This is a genomic window from Roseobacter sp. EG26, assembly GCF_049830555.1.
In the GTDB taxonomy this organism is placed as follows: Bacteria; Pseudomonadota; Alphaproteobacteria; order Rhodobacterales; family Rhodobacteraceae; genus Roseobacter.
Genome location: NZ_JBNBLH010000001.1, coordinates 443,657 through 458,461, shown reverse-complemented (window position 1 = coordinate 458,461; position 14,805 = coordinate 443,657). Strand labels below are relative to the sequence as shown.

Below are 14,805 nucleotides of genomic sequence, written 5' to 3'. Positions count from 1 at the left end.
CTTCAGCCTGTGCGCATGGCGCGTGCCATCTCTGCGGCCTCTTCGACCACGTCGATGTCGAGGCTGGTCTCGTAACCCAATGCGGCCAGATGACGGGCCACCGCCTCCGTGGCCACATTGCCTGCGGCCCCAGGGGCATAAGGACAGCCGCCCAATCCGCCCACAGCGGCGTCGAACACCCGCACGCCGAGGCTGAGCGAGGTGTCGATGTTCTCCATCGCGCGATCTTTGGTGTCATGATAATGCCCCGCCAGCCGCCCGACCGGCACCACGTCACGCACCGCCAGCAGCATCCGCGCAATACTGTCGGGCGTACCGGCACCGATGGTGTCGCCGAGGCTGATTTCATAGCACCCCATGGCAAAGAGCCGGTCCGCCACCGCCGCCACCGCAGCAGGTGCCACCGCCCCGTCATAAGGGCATTCCACCACGCAGGACACATAGCCGCGCACCGGCAGGTCGATATGGCGCGCCTCTTCCAGAATGGGCGCGAACCGTTCGATGCTTTCGGCGATAGAGGCGTTGATATTGGCCTTGGAAAACCCTTCGGAGGCGGAGGCGAAGATCGCGATTTCATCGGCCCCTGCCGCCCGCGCGTCCTCAAACCCGCGCATGTTGGGGGTCAGGGCCGCATAGCGCAGGCCGGGTGTGCGGGTGATCCCGCCCAGCACCTCAGAGGAGCCTGCCATCTGCGGCACCCATTTGGGCGAGACGAAACTCGCCACTTCGATGCGACCAAAGCCCGCGCGGCTGAGCTTGTCGACCAGCGCGATCTTTTCCGCCACCGGTATGTCCCGCGCCTCATTCTGTAGCCCGTCGCGTGGCCCCACTTCGAATATCTCGCATGGTCCCAGACTCATGAACACCCTCCCCCTTTGATGTGCTTTGCGATCACTCTAACGGCCAGGGCGCGTAAAAGTCCCGATCATAAATGCCGTCACCCTCCGGCAGAGCCGCGATGAAGCTCTTGCGCGCGGTGATCCGCGCATACCAGTCGGCGGTCGCGGGAAATTCCTCCAGCGTCGCGAAATGCTGCGCCATATAGACCGCCTGCCCCACCGAAATATCGGCGGCGGAAAACCCGGTGATCAGCAGATGCTCGCGGGTCTGCGGCGCTGCACTCAGCCGCGCCTCGATAGCCCCATAGCATTTCTTGATCCGCGCCGCTTCGAGCTTCATGACAATCGGGCTGCGCATGTGATCCTCGTAAAGCGCCACATGCTGCTGGGTCAGGGCTGCGGTGTGCTGGCTCAGGGTTTCGGCAAAATGCAGCCAGACCAGCCAGTCCATGCGCTCGGGGTTGCCGGGCATCCGGCCCAGACCCTCCGGGCTGAAACGCTCGCAAAGGTATTCGGTAATGGCCCCGGTCTCGAACATATGCGCATCGTCGATCTCCAGCGCCGGCACCCGCCCCGCAGGCGAAAGACTGAGGAAGTCGGCACGGCGCAACGTCCGGTCAAACGGGTAGCTGCGGACCTGAAACGGCACGTCCAGCTCATTGAGCACCCACAGGCTGCGCATGGATCGTGTCTGCGGGCAATGGTGCAGCGTGATCACGCCTCCGCCTCCGGTTCAAGCTGGATGAGGGCGGCCCCGGCTTCGACCTGATCGCCATTTTGCGCCATCACCTCGGCTACGACACCATCACGCGCGGCCAGCAGGGCGTGCTCCATCTTCATCGCTTCCAGAACGGCCAGACGGTCGCCCTTGCGCACCGATTGGCCCACCGATGCGTCGATGGATTTCACCAGCCCCGGCATCGGCGCTTCGATCAGATTGCCGTCCCCGCTGCTGCCGCTGGCGCGCGCCAGCGGGTCCACCACTTCAAAGGGCAGCCCGTAGTGGTCAAAGACCGTCGCAACCCCACCCGCAAGACCCACCTGAGGCGCGGGATGCCCGCCGATGTGCCAGACAGCACCGCGCCTGCGGGCCTCGACCACCTCATCATCCAGATGCCAACGCTGATGCGCCGCATCCAAAACCTCAACCGCCAGATCAACCACGTCACCCTGCCAGTTCAACTGCACCGACCGCCGCATGGGCTGCCAGAGGCTGAAACCGGCCTGCGCGGGCGGCTCAAAAAGCCCCAGCGCCGCCATGCCTGCGGCCACCTTGTGCCGGGCCAGCGGGGCGGGGGCCGCGATCAGATCGTCCAGCTCGCGTCCGATCAGCCCGGTATCAACTTCACCGCGACCAAAGTCTTCATGCCCCGCCAGCGCGCCCAGAAAGGCCAGGTTGGTCATAGTGCCACCCACCTGCGTGCCGGCCAGTCCCCGGCGCAGCTTCGACAGGGCCACGGCGCGGTTTTCCCCGTGCACGATCAGCTTGGCGATCATCGGGTCGTAATAGGGGCTGATGGTATCGCCCGCCCGCACGCCACTGTCCGCGCGCACGTCACCGGGAAAGCTCAGGTGGCTGAGGGTGCCGGTGGCGGGCAGGAACCCGGCGGGAACGTCCTCCGCATAGAGCCGCGCCTCGAATGCATGGCCGGTGATGGACAGGTCTTCCTGCCGGGCGGGCAAGGGCTCGCCTGCGGCCACACGCAACTGCCAGGCGACCAGATCAACGCCGGTGATGGCCTCGGTCACGGGGTGTTCCACCTGCAACCGCGTGTTCATCTCCATGAAGAAGAAGCCATCCTCCTTCAGCCCGTCAGAGCCGTCGACGATGAATTCCACCGTGCCCGCACCGCTGTAGCCAATGGCCTCCGCCGCGCGCACCGCCGCCGCCCCCATGGCCGCGCGCATCTCTTCGGTCATGCCCGGTGCCGGGGCCTCTTCGATCACCTTCTGATGACGGCGTTGCAACGAACAGTCCCGTTCGAAAAGATGCACCGCCCGGCGGCCATCGCCAAAGACCTGCACTTCGATGTGGCGCGGCTGGGTGACGAATTTCTCCACCAGCACGTCCCGGTTACCAAAGGCCGTCTGCGCCTCGGAACGGGCCGAGGCGAGCGCTGTGGCAAAGCCCTCCGCCGTCTCCACCAGACGCATGCCCTTGCCACCGCCGCCCGCCACCGCCTTGATCAGCACCGGATAGCCGATCTTCTCGGCCTCCGCCGCCAGCAGATCGTCATCCTGATCCGCCCCGTGATAGCCCGGCACCACCGGCACGCCCGCCTCCACCATCAGCGCCTTGGCCGCATCCTTCAGCCCCATCGCGCGGATCGCCGTGGCGGAGGGCCCGATAAATGTCAGTCCCGCAGCCTCCACCGCATCAACGAATTCGGGGTTTTCGCTCAGAAACCCGTAGCCCGGATGGATCGCGCGGCACCCCGTATCCAATGCGGCCTGAATGATCACATCGCCGCGCAGGTAACTCTCCGCCGGGGCCGCCCCGCCGATATGCACCGCCGCATCCGCCAGTGCCACATGTTTGGCCCCCGCATCGGCGTCCGAATAAACGGCGACGCAGCGCACGCCCATCGCGCGGGCGGTTTCAATGACCCGGACAGCAATCTCGCCCCGGTTCGCAATCAGGATTGTGTCAAACATATTTCACCACCATGAGCCCGATGTTCCATCCATCAGATGTTGTTTCACGTAGTCCGGCAAGGGCCATGCGTCGTAATCAACCCCCGTCAGCCGTCCGGGTGGCTGACCCCGGTAAGCATGGCGGTAAAGGTCCATATGCAGCGTGATCTCGATTTGGCCCAGCGCCTCATCCACCTTGGTCTTGGTCTCGTTGATGCCCTCTTCGAGTTTTTGTGCATCGCTCTTTTGGCGCATCCAGCCCGCAGGCAGGACCTGCGTCAAAATCTTGCCGCCCGCCGACAGCGCCACCAGCAGGACAAGGTTGGCCAGAACCCCGGGCAAAGAGGGGGAGGCAATATCGCGAAGAAACCCCGGCAAGCCGCCGAACCAGCCACGCTTGGCGTCCTTTTGCGTTGCAAGCTGAACCCGCGCCAGTTCGAACTCCCGCGCAAAGCTTTCACGGAAAGCCCGGGCAAAGGCGCGCCGGTTGAAATCCGAGCGCCCCGCCCAAAGGCGCAGTTTGGGCCGCACGAACCACCCTTGTCGGGACTGTTCCACAAACTCTTCGAAATCGAAGATAAAGAAATAGTCCTCGGCATCGGGCGCATTGTGGATCACATAGACAGGCAGTTCCACCTCACTGCCCAGCGTCGGCAGTTTCAACCCGCTGACGGTGTCGACCATCCGGTCCCCAAGCGCCTTGATGCCCTTCATATGTTGCCTCCGAAATCCTCGACTAATTCAAACCGCTCGCAGACCAACATCATGTTCTCACCCCACCCGCCGTTGCGCTCGAAATATGCGCGGTGCCCTGCCTGCCAGCCTGCCAGCGTCTCGTTCTCACCTTCTGCCAGCGCGAAATCTTCATCGACCTCGCAAAATCGTCTTTGCGTCACCTCGACCGTTCGGATGACGAGCGCGGGGCTACCATCCCAGTTGAGCGCAATATCGTGGCGTCCGGCAACCGGCAGCGCCTCCCCGCCGGTCCCGAAATCGCGCAGCGCGCCGCAGGTCGCACGCTTGGCACCCGATCTGACCAGCCCCAGCAGATCGGCACAGAGCGCCGCGTTGTCGCCGAAGGTGAAAGTGACGGCCTCGGGATAGCGGCGTTGGACCTCTTCCAGTGTCATCATGCGTATGCCTCCCCGCCGCATCTGGACAGAGCGGCGGTGTACGGTCTGTGCACAGGTTGTGCACGGGATGTGACACGCAATTTATTACATGCGGAAGATGCCAAAGCGTGTCTCCTCGATCGGGGCGTTGAGCGCGGCGGAGAGCGACAAAAAGAGCACGTCGCGTGACTTGCGCGGGTCGATAATCCCGTCGTCCCAAAGCCGCGCGGAGGCGTAGAGCGGGTGGCTCTGGCGCTCGAACATGTCAATCGTGGGCTTTTTGAATCTGGCCTCTTGTTCGACGGACCATACTTCGCCCGCCCGCTCAATGGCGTCGCGTTTGACCGTGGCCAGCACCCCTGCCGCCTGCGCGCCGCCCATGACCGAAATGCGACTGTTGGGCCATGTCCACATAAAGCGCGGGCTGTAGGCGCGTCCGGCCATACCATAGTTGCCCGCCCCGAAAGAGCCGCCCACCAGCATGGTGATCTTGGGCACATTGGTGGAGGCCACAGCCGTTACCATCTTGGCACCGTGCCGCGCGATACCTTCGTTTTCATATTTGCGACCCACCATGAAGCCGGTGATATTTTGCAGAAATACCAAAGGGATACGGCGTTGCGAACACAGTTCGACAAAATGCGCGCCTTTCTGGGCGGCCTCCGAGAAGAGCACGCCGTTATTGGCGACAATGCCGATGGGGCAGCCCTTGAGATGGGCAAATCCGGTCACCAGTGTTTCGCCAAAGCGCGGTTTGAATTCGTCAAAACGGGAGCCATCGACCAGTCGGGCAATCACTTCGCGAATGTCATAGGGCGTGCGCAGATCTGCAGGCACCACGCCCAGTATTTCTTCCGGATCATAGGCCGGATCTTCGGGCGCCTCCCATTGCACGGCGGCGGGTCTGGCGCGGTTCAGCGCGCCCACCGCCCGGCGCGCCAGTGCCAGCGCATGGGCGTCATCCTCCGCCAGATAGTCAGCCACACCGCTGAGACGGGTATGCACATCGCCGCCGCCTAGGTCTTCGGCGGTGACCACCTCGCCGGTTGCCGCCTTGACCAGCGGCGGGCCTGCCAGAAATATAGTGCCTTGATCCCGAACGATAATTGTTACATCAGACATGGCCGGAACATATGCGCCCCCGGCTGTGCAGGAGCCCATGACCACGGCGATCTGCGCGATCCCTTCGGCACTCATGCGCGCCTGATTGTAGAAGATGCGGCCAAAGTGATCGCGGTCCGGAAAGACCTCATCCTGATTGGGCAGGTTGGCGCCGCCGCTGTCCACCAGATAGATACAGGGCAGCCGGTTTTCCTGCGCGATCTCCTGCGCCCGCAGGTGTTTCTTGACCGTCATCGGATAGTAGGTGCCGCCTTTCACGGTGGCGTCGTTACACACCACCATGACCTCCTGCCCCTGCACCTGACCGATGCCCGCGATCACACCTGCGCAGGGGGCCGCACCATCATAGAGCCCATGCGCGGCAGTGGCACCGACCTCCAGAAAAGGGCTGCCGGGATCCAGCAGGCCCGCCACCCGGTCACGCGGCAGCATCTTGCCCCGACTGAGGTGGCGCGCGCGCGATTTCTCGCCCCCACCAAGCGCCGCATGATCCGCCGCAGCGGCGATCTCCGCCAAAGCTTCCAGATGCGCTAAGCAGTTGGTTTTAAAGGCTTCGGAGGAGGGCAAAGCCTGCGAGGTCAGTTTCATGTCATCTCCTTCTTCGGCAAGCTGGCCGCCTTTCGGTCATCATGTTTGCGGCGCTCCGGGCCGGTCAGGGTCTGCGGAAATATCCAGCAAACGCCCAAATCTGTCGACGGCATAGTCATAGCGCAGAGCGGGTTTCTGCACACAGCGCACCACGATCCAGACGCCGGCGCGTTCGCCCGGTCGCGCCGTGCAATCGGTCAGACGGGCGTTGCCCCCCGCTTGCGCCACGTATTGCGCAGCATAGGTCGAAATGACATCCGTCTCCGTGATCGTGGCCGCGATCCAGCCCCATCGGAATCCCCAGACCCCGAGACAGATCACCAGCAGCGCCAGCGGTGTCCACCAGAGCCAGCGGGGCATCACTCACCCCATTGCCGTGACAACCGATCGGTCTGATCCGCTGTCAACTCCATCAGGCACTGTAATGTGGCTGGTCCGCCGCCTGTCCCGCCGCCCCATTTTGTGCGCTCGTAAGCGCAGGCCTCATCGCGAAAGGTGATCCAGGCGCGCTGCATCGCCACAAGCGCCGGGGCTTGAGCGGGTGCGGCCGAGCCAAGCTCCCGCATTTCGGCATCCATCTGTCGGGCATCCTGCAGGACAGCCTGATAGGTCTCGTTCAGAAGAGCGTCCCAAAAGGTCAGTTCGCCATCAAGACAGCCGCCCATGCCGACGGTTGTGTAGCCTGCATCATTGGCTTGCATACAGATGGCAGAAGACAGGCCCGCACAGTCACTCAGTGCTGCCCCAACGGGCAATTCATCCAGACAGCTTCGGGTTTGCGCATCCGAATACAGAATGCCCTGCGCGAGGGCGGGCGCGGCGCTCAGTGCCAATCCCAAGGCCAAAGCACGGATCACCCCATGGCCCCCATCATTTCGCGACCAACCAGCATGCGCCTGATCTCTGACGTGCCCGCGCCGATTTCCATCAGTTTGGCGTCGCGGAAAATGCGTGCCACGGGGCTGTCGTTCAAAAACCCGGCCCCGCCCATTGCCTGCACAGCCTGATGCGCCTGCACCATCGCCTGTTCGGAGGCATAAAGACAGCAGGCCGCGGCGTCCTGACGTGTCACATCGCCCCGGTCGCAGGCCTTTGCCACCTCATAAACATAGGCACGTGCGGAATTCATGGCCGTATACATATCGGCGATCTTGCCCTGCATCAGTTGAAAATTGCCAATCGGCTGGCCGAACTGTTTGCGCTCGGAGAGGTACGGCATGATCGCATCGAGGCAAGCCGCCATGATGCCGGTTCCGATCCCGGCCAGCACCACGCGTTCATAATCGAGCCCCGACATCAGCACGCGCACGCCTTTGCCCTCTTCACCCAACACGTTTTCGAAAGGCACTTCGACGTCCTCGAATATCAACTCAGCGGTGTTTGATCCGCGCATGCCCAGCTTGTCGAAATGGGGGCTGGTGGAAAATCCGGTCATCGATTTTTCGATCAGAAAGGCGGTGATGCCTTTGGACCCTGCGTCCGGATCGGATTTGGCATAGACAACCAGGGTTTCCGCATCCGGCCCGTTGGTGATCCAGTATTTGGTGCCGTTCAGACGGTAATGGTCGTTGCGCTTTTCGGCACGCAGTTTCATGGAAACCACATCAGACCCGGCACCGGCTTCGGACATGGCCAGCGCGCCCACATGTTCGCCGGATATCAGACCGGGCAGGTATTTCCGTTTCTGCGCGTCCGTGCCGTTCAACTTGATCTGATTGACGCAGAGGTTGGAGTGGGCACCATATGACAGCGACACCGAGGCGCTTGCGCGGGCGATCTCCTCCACGGCGACCGTATGTGCCAGATAGGACATGCCCGCACCGCCGTATTCTTCCGGCACGGTAATGCCCAGCAGCCCAAGCTCCCCCATCTCGGCCCAGAGTCCCGGTGGAAAGGTGTTTTTGGCGTCAATCTCCGCCGCCAGGGGTTTGACACGATCCTGCGCCCATCTGTGCACCAGGTCGCGCAACGCGTTCACATCTTCGCCCAGATCGAAAGCCATGGTTGCCATAAACATCGCGGTGCACTCCTTGCGCGATTTATTGAACGTATGTTCATAAATGACATAGCCCTCTCATCCGGTCAACCCGGCAATAGTTCCGACGCAAAAAAGGCGGCTCGAAGCCGCCCTTCCCTGCGAGACTTGCGTTTCGGATTATTCAGCTGCCGTCGACTGACCCTGATAGACCGCGCTGACCTCTGCGCGGATGATGCGGGCGATCAAGGCACAATCCTCCAGCGAGAACGTCAGCGGCACCCGCATGTCAACGATGCCCGCCAGCACGCGGTCGGTTGCAGGCATGGCGGGGGCTTCCGCGTAGCGCCAACTGTCATAGCGGCTGGTGAAGCCAACCGGCTCCGCGCCGCCGAACCATTTCAGCTCGACACCGCGCGCGGCACAGCGCTTCACGACGCTCAAGACATCCTCCGCCGACCAGTCCAACAGCAGGAACTGAATGGAGGAACCGACAATCGTTTCCTGCGCGGGCCGCTCGATCACCATGAGCCCTGGCGTGTCACGCAGCCCTTTTTCAAGGCAAAAGTACCGCTCGTTCCAGCGCGCGCATTGCTTTGCAAGATCCGCCACCTGCGGGCGCAGAATGGCCGCGCGCAGGTTATCCATCCGGCCCGAGATATTGGGCGTCTCATAGCGGATATTCTCGAAAGCTTCCTTGGGCGGGGCCGCAAGGTGACGCTCATAGAGCATGTAGGAGCCTGACAGGATCACCGCACGCGCCGCGATTTCCGCGTCATCGGTCACGAAAAACCCACCCTCGCCGGAATTCACATGTTTATAGGTCTGGCAGGAATAACACCCGACGGCACCCTGACGCCCCGAGGGCACGCCGTTCCAAGCCGCGCCCATCGTATGCGCGCAATCCTCGATCACCGTGATGCCCGCCGCATCGCAAATGGCCATCAACCGGTCCATATCGCAGATATGACCCCGCATGTGACTGAGCAGCAGAACCTTGGCGGCCTGAGACTTTGACTGAAGATCGTCAAGATCAATGGTCAGCGCTTCGGTGACACCCACAAACACCGGGTTTGCCCCCACGGCGGCGATGGCACCGGGCACCGGCGCAAGCGTGAAAGCATTGGAAAGCACCGGATCGCCCGGTTTGACACCCACGGCGCGCAGAGCTGTGGCCATCGCATAGCCCCCCGATGCCACCGCGAGGCAGTATTTAGCCCCGACCGACGCGGCGAATTCCTGCTCCAGCAGCGCGGTTTCGCTGACCTCACCCGCTGCCGTGTTGTACCGGTGCAAACGCCCATGACGCAGCACAGCCATGGCCGCGTCGATACCCGCTTCGGGGATCGGTTCCTGCTGCGTAAAGCTGCCTTTGAAAATTTCCGTCATTTCATGTCCCTCGTGGCTCTGACTTTGGGTGGACATCGCGTTCTGGTCAAGCCAGCAGGCTGTCCACGATACCGGGAAGATCCGCGTAGTCCTGCAACAGGGCTTCGGGTTGCAAGGCCGCCATGTCACCCCCTGCCGGGCCGAATGTCACCAGAACGCAAGGAACACCCGCCGCCCTTGCGGTATTTCTATCGGTGTCTGAATCGCCGATCAGGATGCATTTCTTCGGATCCCCACCAGCGCGCCGGGCCGTCTCAAAAAGCGGTTCCGGATCTGGTTTGCGCACCGACAGCGTGTCTGCGCCGATCAGGGCGGCAAAAGCGTCCCGCACGCCGAGGCTTTGCAAGAGGATATCCGCCAGCGCTTCGGGCTTGTTGGTACAAATCCCAACACCGTATCCCTCGATCTTCAGCCGTTCGACGGCCTCCATCGCGCGCGGGTAGAGTACCGTGTGGACATCAATCGCGGACCTGTAGGCCTCCAGAAGAACGGGGTAATAACGATCCGTCATTTCCGCGGCATCGGACTGGCCAAGTCGTTTCATGCCAAGGTTGAGCATTGCCCGCCCACCCCGCAATGCGGTGCCCGCATCCGACAACGGGTCCAGCACGTCCCCCGCCCCCATATCGCGGAAACAGTGATTGGCGGCGGCAATCAGGTCACCGCTGGTGTCGGCCAACGTGCCATCCAGGTCAAAAATTACCGTTTTCATGCCTTCTCCGCGCTTCATTCTTGGGACAGGTCGTTGCCGTAAGATGTTGCAAGCCGCAACCTTCTTTGATCCGCACACGTCTTGCGCCGCCCTGCCAGACGGATAAACAGGGCCGCGACAGAACACAAAGAGAAACATTATGACAACCGCTTTGATCATTTTGGCTGCAGGCAAGGGAACCCGGATGAACTCCGACCTGCCCAAAGTGCTTCACCCGCTGGCGGGCGCACCGCTTCTGGTGCATGCCATGCAGGCTGGTGCCAGCCTTGAGCCTGCACATACGGTCGTTGTTGCCGGGCACGGGGCCGAGATGGTGCGCAAGGCTGCGCTGACCCATGACGAAACCGCCGTTGTGGTCGAGCAAACCGAGCAGTTGGGCACCGGACACGCCACGGCGCAAGCGCGCGCAGCCCTGGCCGATTTTGATGGCACAGCCGTCGTGATCTTTGGCGACACCCCGTTTGTGCGATCGGAAACGCTCGCTGCAATGGTTGAGGCACAATCCGGCAATGATCTGGTCGTTCTTGGATTCGAGGCGGCAGACCCGGGGCGTTACGGTCGCCTTGTCGTTCAGGACGATCAGTTGGAACGCATCGTCGAATTCAAAGATGCGTCGGAGGCTGAGCGCGCCATCACCCTGTGCAATAGCGGTGTCGTCGCCTGCAATGCCAATCTGCTTTTCAAGCTCATCGACGCAGTGGGGAACGACAATGCAGCGGGCGAATACTATCTGACGGATATCGTCGGCATCGCCCGGGCCCGCGACCTGAGCGCCACGGTTGTCACCTGCGCAGAAAGCGAAACGCTGGGCATCAACACCCGCGCGGAACTTGCCAGCGCCGAAGCCGCCTTCCAGTCCAATGCCCGTGCCCGCGCGGTTGATGATGGCGTCACGCTACCAGCCCCGGAAACCGTCCATTTTGCTTTTGATACGGTGATCGGGCGCGACACGATTGTTGAACCTAATGTTGTTTTCGGGCCCGGCGTGACCGTGGAATCTGGTGCCACCATACGTGCATTTTCGCATCTGGAAGGATGTCATGTCGCCCGTGGCGCCATTATCGGACCTTATGCCCGGCTGCGTCCGGGCGCAGAACTGAGCGAGAACACCCGCGTGGGAAATTTCGTCGAAATCAAGAATGCCCAGATCGGCGAAGGCAGCAAGGTCAACCACCTTAGCTACATTGGGGATGCCGTGCTTGGTGCCCAGACGAACATAGGCGCCGGAACGATCACCTGCAACTATGACGGGGTGATGAAGCACCGCACCGAGATCGGCGACAATGTCTTTATCGGGTCAAATACGATGCTCGTCGCCCCCGTTCATATCGGTGACGGTGCCATGACGGGCAGTGGCTCGGTAATTACCTCCGATGTGGAGGCGAACGCACTTGCCATCGCCCGCGCGCCGCAGGTGGAGAAACCCGGCACAGCGGCAAAACTGATACAGATACTCAAGGCAAAGAAAGCCAAACTTCAAAGAGGCAGCTGATCTATGTGTGGAATTGTAGGTGTTTTGGGCAATCATGAAGTTGCGCCCATTCTTGTCGAAGCGCTCAAAAGGCTTGAGTACCGTGGGTACGATAGCGCGGGCATTGCGACCGTCGAAAACGGTGCGCTGGATCGGCGTCGTGCTGTTGGCAAACTCGTCAACCTGTCCGATCTGCTTGTCCACGAACCATTGGCCGGAAAATCCGGCATCGGTCACACCCGCTGGGCAACCCATGGTGCCCCTTCGGTGCTGAACGCACACCCGCATCAGGCCGGACGCGTGGCTGTCGTGCATAATGGGATCATTGAGAACTTCCGTGAATTGCGCGCAGAGCTTTCGGAAAAAGGCGTGGATTTCGTCACCGAAACCGACACTGAAACCGTGGCCTTACTGACCGAATACTACATGTCCCAAGGGGCAGCGCCGGTTGCGGCGGCCAATCAGGCACTTGATCGTTTGCAAGGCGCTTTCGCGCTGGCTTTCCTGTTTTCCGGTGAAGACGATCTGATTGTGGCAGCACGCCAGGGCTCGCCGCTGGCCATCGGTCACGGCGAGGGAGAAATGTTTGTTGGATCCGACGCCATCGCCTTGTCACCGCTGACCGATCGCATCAGCTATCTGGAAGAAGGCGACCGCGCGGTCGTGACACGAAACTCCGTCGAGGTGCGCGATATCAACGGCACCCTGGCAAACCGCGCCATCAGGACCGTCCAGGTGGGGGCCACGCGTATCGACAAGGCCGGGCACAAACACTTCATGGCCAAGGAAATTGCTGAACAGCCAACGGTGATTGCCCAGGCACTGGGTCACTACCTGAGCGCGGATGGCGAAATCAGCTTGCCGAACCCCGGGGTTGATTTCACTTCTATCGACCGGTTGACCATGGTCGCTTGCGGCACCGCATTCTACGCTTGCCTGACCGCGAAATACTGGTTCGAACAAATTGCCCGCCTGCCCGTTGATGTCGATGTGGCATCGGAATTCCGCTATCGCGAACCCCCGATCCCGGATCGGACCGCCGCCCTTTTTGTCAGCCAGTCAGGAGAGACCGCCGATACATTGGCTGCCCTGAGGTATTGTGAGGGCAAGGCGGGGCGCATTCTGTCCGTCGTGAATGTGCCAGAAAGCTCCATCGCGCGCGAGAGCGATCTTGTTTTGCCAATCCATGCCGGTGTCGAAGTGGGTGTTGCATCGACAAAAGCTTTCAGTTGCCAGCTGACGGTATTGTTCATGCTGGCGCTGAAAGCTGCGCGCGATCGCGGAGAGATAGATGCAAAGACGCTCGCAGACCACCTCAACGCACTACGCAGCATTCCCAGCGTTCTGAGTACGGCGCTGGAGAGTAGCAAAGCGATGCAAAAAGCCTCCCTGAAGCTCGCTGAAGCGCGCGATGTCTTGTTTCTGGGGCGTGGTCTGATGTATCCGCTGGCACTGGAGGGGGCGTTAAAACTGAAGGAAATCAGCTATATACACGCTGAGGCATATGCATCCGGCGAACTCAAGCACGGCCCGATTGCCCTTGTCGACAAATCCGTTCCGGTCGTTGTCATGGCCCCCAGAGATGCGCTGTTCGACAAAACTGTCAGCAACATGCAAGAAGTCATGGCCCGCAAGGGTCGCGTCATTCTGATTTCAGACAAGCAAGGCTTGAAAGAGGCCGGCGACGGTGCCTACGCGACAATAGAATTACCGTCAGTACCTGACGCCGTCACACCGATTCTATATGCTATCCCCGCTCAACTGCTCGCCTACCACACTGCCGTTGCCAAAGGCACGGACGTGGATCAGCCACGTAACCTGGCAAAATCTGTCACGGTGGAATAGCGATGGCCAAGCAGTTTGACAGCCTGAGCGAGGTGCTGACCCGTTTCATCGAAGCGCAACATATCTTTTTCGTCGGGTCGGCAGCACCTGACGGTCAGGTCAACATCTCGCCAAAAGGTATGGACAGTTTGCGGGTATTGGGCCCCAACCGAATTGTCTGGCGAAACCTGACAGGATCGGGAAATGAAACCGCTGGCCATCTGGCGCAACTCAATCGCATGACGTTGATGTGGTGCGGCTTCGAAGCAAAGCCGATGATCTTGAGGACATATGGAACCGCGAAAACGCTACATCCTCGCGATGAGGCGTTTCGCTCCCTGAACGCGCTGTTTCCCCATTCGGACGGCGCGCGTCAAATTTACGACGTGTCACTCGATCTCGTACAGACAAGCTGCGGTTATGCTGTCCCCTTCATGGCCTATCAGGGGGAGCGGGACGTCCTGCGCAATTGGACCGAAGACAAGACGCCCGAGGAGATCGCGACCTATTGGGAGACACGCAACCAGCACACCATTGATGGCGCGCCAACTTATGTCACGAGCCCCAAAACACCTTAAAGCCAAGACACCTTAAAGACTAACTTCCACGGTCACCAGATCCGTCAGATTGACGCCGAGCAGGCGCATCGCGGCAAGTGACATACGGCTGCCGGCGGTTTCGGGACCCGCAATGGGGATCAACGTCACTGCCACGGTCTTACCCGTTGCAGGATTGCGCACTTTGCCCAAGGTCTCATCTGAAACAAGCGGCGTTTTCAGCCAGAACCCCGGCTCTGCCGGGCTTCCCAATGAGGCAACCGTCTGACCCAGCAGTCGGCCCGTAGCGCCTGCGCCGCTGGCTGCTGCCCTCTCGGAGGCCGTCGTGGTATCCAGAACGTCAGCCGTTTGCGGAGCGTTGGCGCCCAAAGCGGTTGGCTGTGCGGTCGCAGTCGGTTCAACCGACGGTGCCTTTGCGCCCCCCGGGGCCACATTGAGCTGATTGAGTTCAGCGCAACCCGCCGTAGACAGAGCAGCGACAATCAGGAACATCTTCAAAGCGCAAACATGTCTCATGAGACGTCTAAAGCATAGATGGCCGATACACATCAATGCCGTTAACCCCTTGCTGCGTCTTGGCCA

15 protein-coding genes are annotated in these 14,805 nt (G+C 61.2%); 3 read left to right on the top strand and 12 right to left on the bottom strand.

The features are described from left to right. Positions 1-2 precede the first annotated feature (2 nt). The 11 genes from ACOTTU_RS02240 to ACOTTU_RS02190 all read right to left on the bottom strand — a co-directional run bounded on the left by ACOTTU_RS02240 (position 3) and on the right by ACOTTU_RS02190 (position 10,371). A complete protein-coding gene (locus ACOTTU_RS02240) occupies positions 3-860 on the bottom strand; it encodes a hydroxymethylglutaryl-CoA lyase (protein WP_425655911.1) in 858 nt (285 codons plus the stop codon). A gap of 31 nt (positions 861-891) precedes the next feature. Continuing rightward, the gene (locus ACOTTU_RS02235; protein ID WP_425655910.1) at positions 892-1,557 is read right to left on the bottom strand and encodes a glutathione S-transferase family protein; all 666 of its coding nucleotides are present in this window, start codon (positions 1,555-1,557) and stop codon (positions 892-894) included. Continuing rightward, on the bottom strand, positions 1,554-3,494 hold the full coding sequence (locus ACOTTU_RS02230) for a biotin carboxylase N-terminal domain-containing protein (RefSeq protein ID WP_425655909.1): 1,941 nt from the start codon (positions 3,492-3,494) through the stop codon (positions 1,554-1,556). Before ACOTTU_RS02230 ends, ACOTTU_RS02235 begins: the two co-directional genes overlap by 4 nt. Before the next feature lie 3 nt (positions 3,495-3,497). Further along, the gene (locus ACOTTU_RS02225; RefSeq protein ID WP_425655908.1) at positions 3,498-4,187 is read right to left on the bottom strand and encodes a hypothetical protein; all 690 of its coding nucleotides are present in this window, start codon (positions 4,185-4,187) and stop codon (positions 3,498-3,500) included. Continuing rightward, the gene (locus ACOTTU_RS02220; RefSeq protein ID WP_425655907.1) at positions 4,184-4,606 is read right to left on the bottom strand and encodes an ASCH domain-containing protein; all 423 of its coding nucleotides are present in this window, start codon (positions 4,604-4,606) and stop codon (positions 4,184-4,186) included. The genes ACOTTU_RS02225 and ACOTTU_RS02220 overlap by 4 nt, the downstream gene beginning before the upstream one ends. Before the next feature lie 84 nt (positions 4,607-4,690). After that, entirely contained in the window at positions 4,691-6,295 is a 1,605-nt protein-coding gene (locus tag ACOTTU_RS02215) for a carboxyl transferase domain-containing protein (RefSeq protein WP_425655906.1), read from the bottom strand. 39 nt (positions 6,296-6,334) lie between these two features. Then, the gene (locus tag ACOTTU_RS02210; protein ID WP_425655905.1) at positions 6,335-6,655 is read right to left on the bottom strand and encodes a hypothetical protein; all 321 of its coding nucleotides are present in this window, start codon (positions 6,653-6,655) and stop codon (positions 6,335-6,337) included. Continuing rightward, the gene (locus ACOTTU_RS02205; RefSeq protein WP_425655904.1) at positions 6,655-7,152 is read right to left on the bottom strand and encodes a lysozyme inhibitor LprI family protein; all 498 of its coding nucleotides are present in this window, start codon (positions 7,150-7,152) and stop codon (positions 6,655-6,657) included. Before ACOTTU_RS02205 ends, ACOTTU_RS02210 begins: the two co-directional genes overlap by 1 nt. Then, on the bottom strand, positions 7,149-8,312 hold the full coding sequence (locus ACOTTU_RS02200) for an isovaleryl-CoA dehydrogenase (RefSeq protein WP_425655903.1): 1,164 nt from the start codon (positions 8,310-8,312) through the stop codon (positions 7,149-7,151). Before ACOTTU_RS02200 ends, ACOTTU_RS02205 begins: the two co-directional genes overlap by 4 nt. A gap of 138 nt (positions 8,313-8,450) precedes the next feature. Then, on the bottom strand, positions 8,451-9,659 hold the full coding sequence (locus ACOTTU_RS02195) for a DegT/DnrJ/EryC1/StrS family aminotransferase (RefSeq protein WP_425655902.1): 1,209 nt from the start codon (positions 9,657-9,659) through the stop codon (positions 8,451-8,453). A 46-nt stretch (positions 9,660-9,705) separates the two neighbouring features. Then, positions 9,706-10,371, bottom strand: a complete 666-nt coding sequence (locus ACOTTU_RS02190; protein WP_425655901.1) for an HAD-IA family hydrolase — start codon at positions 10,369-10,371, stop codon at positions 9,706-9,708. 139 nt (positions 10,372-10,510) lie between these two features. Between ACOTTU_RS02190 and glmU the strand changes: the two genes are divergently transcribed. Genes glmU through ACOTTU_RS02175 form a run of 3 tightly spaced genes read left to right on the top strand, consistent with a single transcriptional unit; the run spans position 10,511 to position 14,244 of the window. Further along, positions 10,511-11,863: a bifunctional UDP-N-acetylglucosamine diphosphorylase/glucosamine-1-phosphate N-acetyltransferase GlmU gene (glmU, locus tag ACOTTU_RS02185; protein WP_425655900.1), complete on the top strand. Its 1,353-nt coding sequence runs from the start codon at positions 10,511-10,513 to the stop codon at positions 11,861-11,863. Positions 11,864-11,866: 3 nt separating this feature from the next. Beyond that, positions 11,867-13,687, top strand: coding sequence for a glutamine--fructose-6-phosphate transaminase (isomerizing) (gene glmS / locus ACOTTU_RS02180; RefSeq protein ID WP_425655899.1), 1,821 nt, complete (start codon positions 11,867-11,869; stop codon positions 13,685-13,687). A gap of 2 nt (positions 13,688-13,689) precedes the next feature. Next, positions 13,690-14,244 carry a pyridoxamine 5'-phosphate oxidase family protein gene (locus tag ACOTTU_RS02175; protein WP_425655898.1) on the top strand — a complete coding sequence of 185 codons (555 nt, stop codon included), beginning with the start codon at positions 13,690-13,692 and terminating at the stop codon, positions 14,242-14,244. Between the two features lie 12 nt (positions 14,245-14,256). Here the strand turns inward: ACOTTU_RS02175 and ACOTTU_RS02170 are convergent, their stop codons facing one another. Continuing rightward, positions 14,257-14,739: a hypothetical protein gene (locus tag ACOTTU_RS02170; protein ID WP_425655897.1), complete on the bottom strand. Its 483-nt coding sequence runs from the start codon at positions 14,737-14,739 to the stop codon at positions 14,257-14,259. Between the last annotated feature and the right edge of the window lie 66 nt (positions 14,740-14,805).

Excerpts from the sequence above, each read along its gene's own strand:
- ACOTTU_RS02240 (WP_425655911.1), bottom strand. The coding sequence starts at position 860 with ATGAGTCTGGGACCATGCGAGATATTCGAAGTGGGGCCACGCGACGGG.
- ACOTTU_RS02230 (WP_425655909.1), bottom strand. The coding sequence starts at position 3,494 with ATGTTTGACACAATCCTGATTGCGAACCGGGGCGAGATTGCTGTCCGG.
- ACOTTU_RS02225 (WP_425655908.1), bottom strand. The coding sequence starts at position 4,187 with ATGAAGGGCATCAAGGCGCTTGGGGACCGGATGGTCGACACCGTCAGC.
- ACOTTU_RS02220 (WP_425655907.1), bottom strand. The coding sequence starts at position 4,606 with ATGATGACACTGGAAGAGGTCCAACGCCGCTATCCCGAGGCCGTCACT.
- ACOTTU_RS02215 (WP_425655906.1), bottom strand. The coding sequence starts at position 6,295 with ATGAAACTGACCTCGCAGGCTTTGCCCTCCTCCGAAGCCTTTAAAACC.
- ACOTTU_RS02210 (WP_425655905.1), bottom strand. The coding sequence starts at position 6,655 with ATGCCCCGCTGGCTCTGGTGGACACCGCTGGCGCTGCTGGTGATCTGT.
- ACOTTU_RS02200 (WP_425655903.1), bottom strand. The coding sequence starts at position 8,312 with ATGTTTATGGCAACCATGGCTTTCGATCTGGGCGAAGATGTGAACGCG.
- ACOTTU_RS02195 (WP_425655902.1), bottom strand. The coding sequence starts at position 9,659 with ATGACGGAAATTTTCAAAGGCAGCTTTACGCAGCAGGAACCGATCCCC.
- ACOTTU_RS02190 (WP_425655901.1), bottom strand. The coding sequence starts at position 10,371 with ATGAAAACGGTAATTTTTGACCTGGATGGCACGTTGGCCGACACCAGC.
- glmU (WP_425655900.1), top strand. The coding sequence starts at position 10,511 with ATGACAACCGCTTTGATCATTTTGGCTGCAGGCAAGGGAACCCGGATG.
- glmS (WP_425655899.1), top strand. The coding sequence starts at position 11,867 with ATGTGTGGAATTGTAGGTGTTTTGGGCAATCATGAAGTTGCGCCCATT.
- ACOTTU_RS02175 (WP_425655898.1), top strand. The coding sequence starts at position 13,690 with ATGGCCAAGCAGTTTGACAGCCTGAGCGAGGTGCTGACCCGTTTCATC.
- ACOTTU_RS02170 (WP_425655897.1), bottom strand. The coding sequence starts at position 14,739 with ATGAGACATGTTTGCGCTTTGAAGATGTTCCTGATTGTCGCTGCTCTG.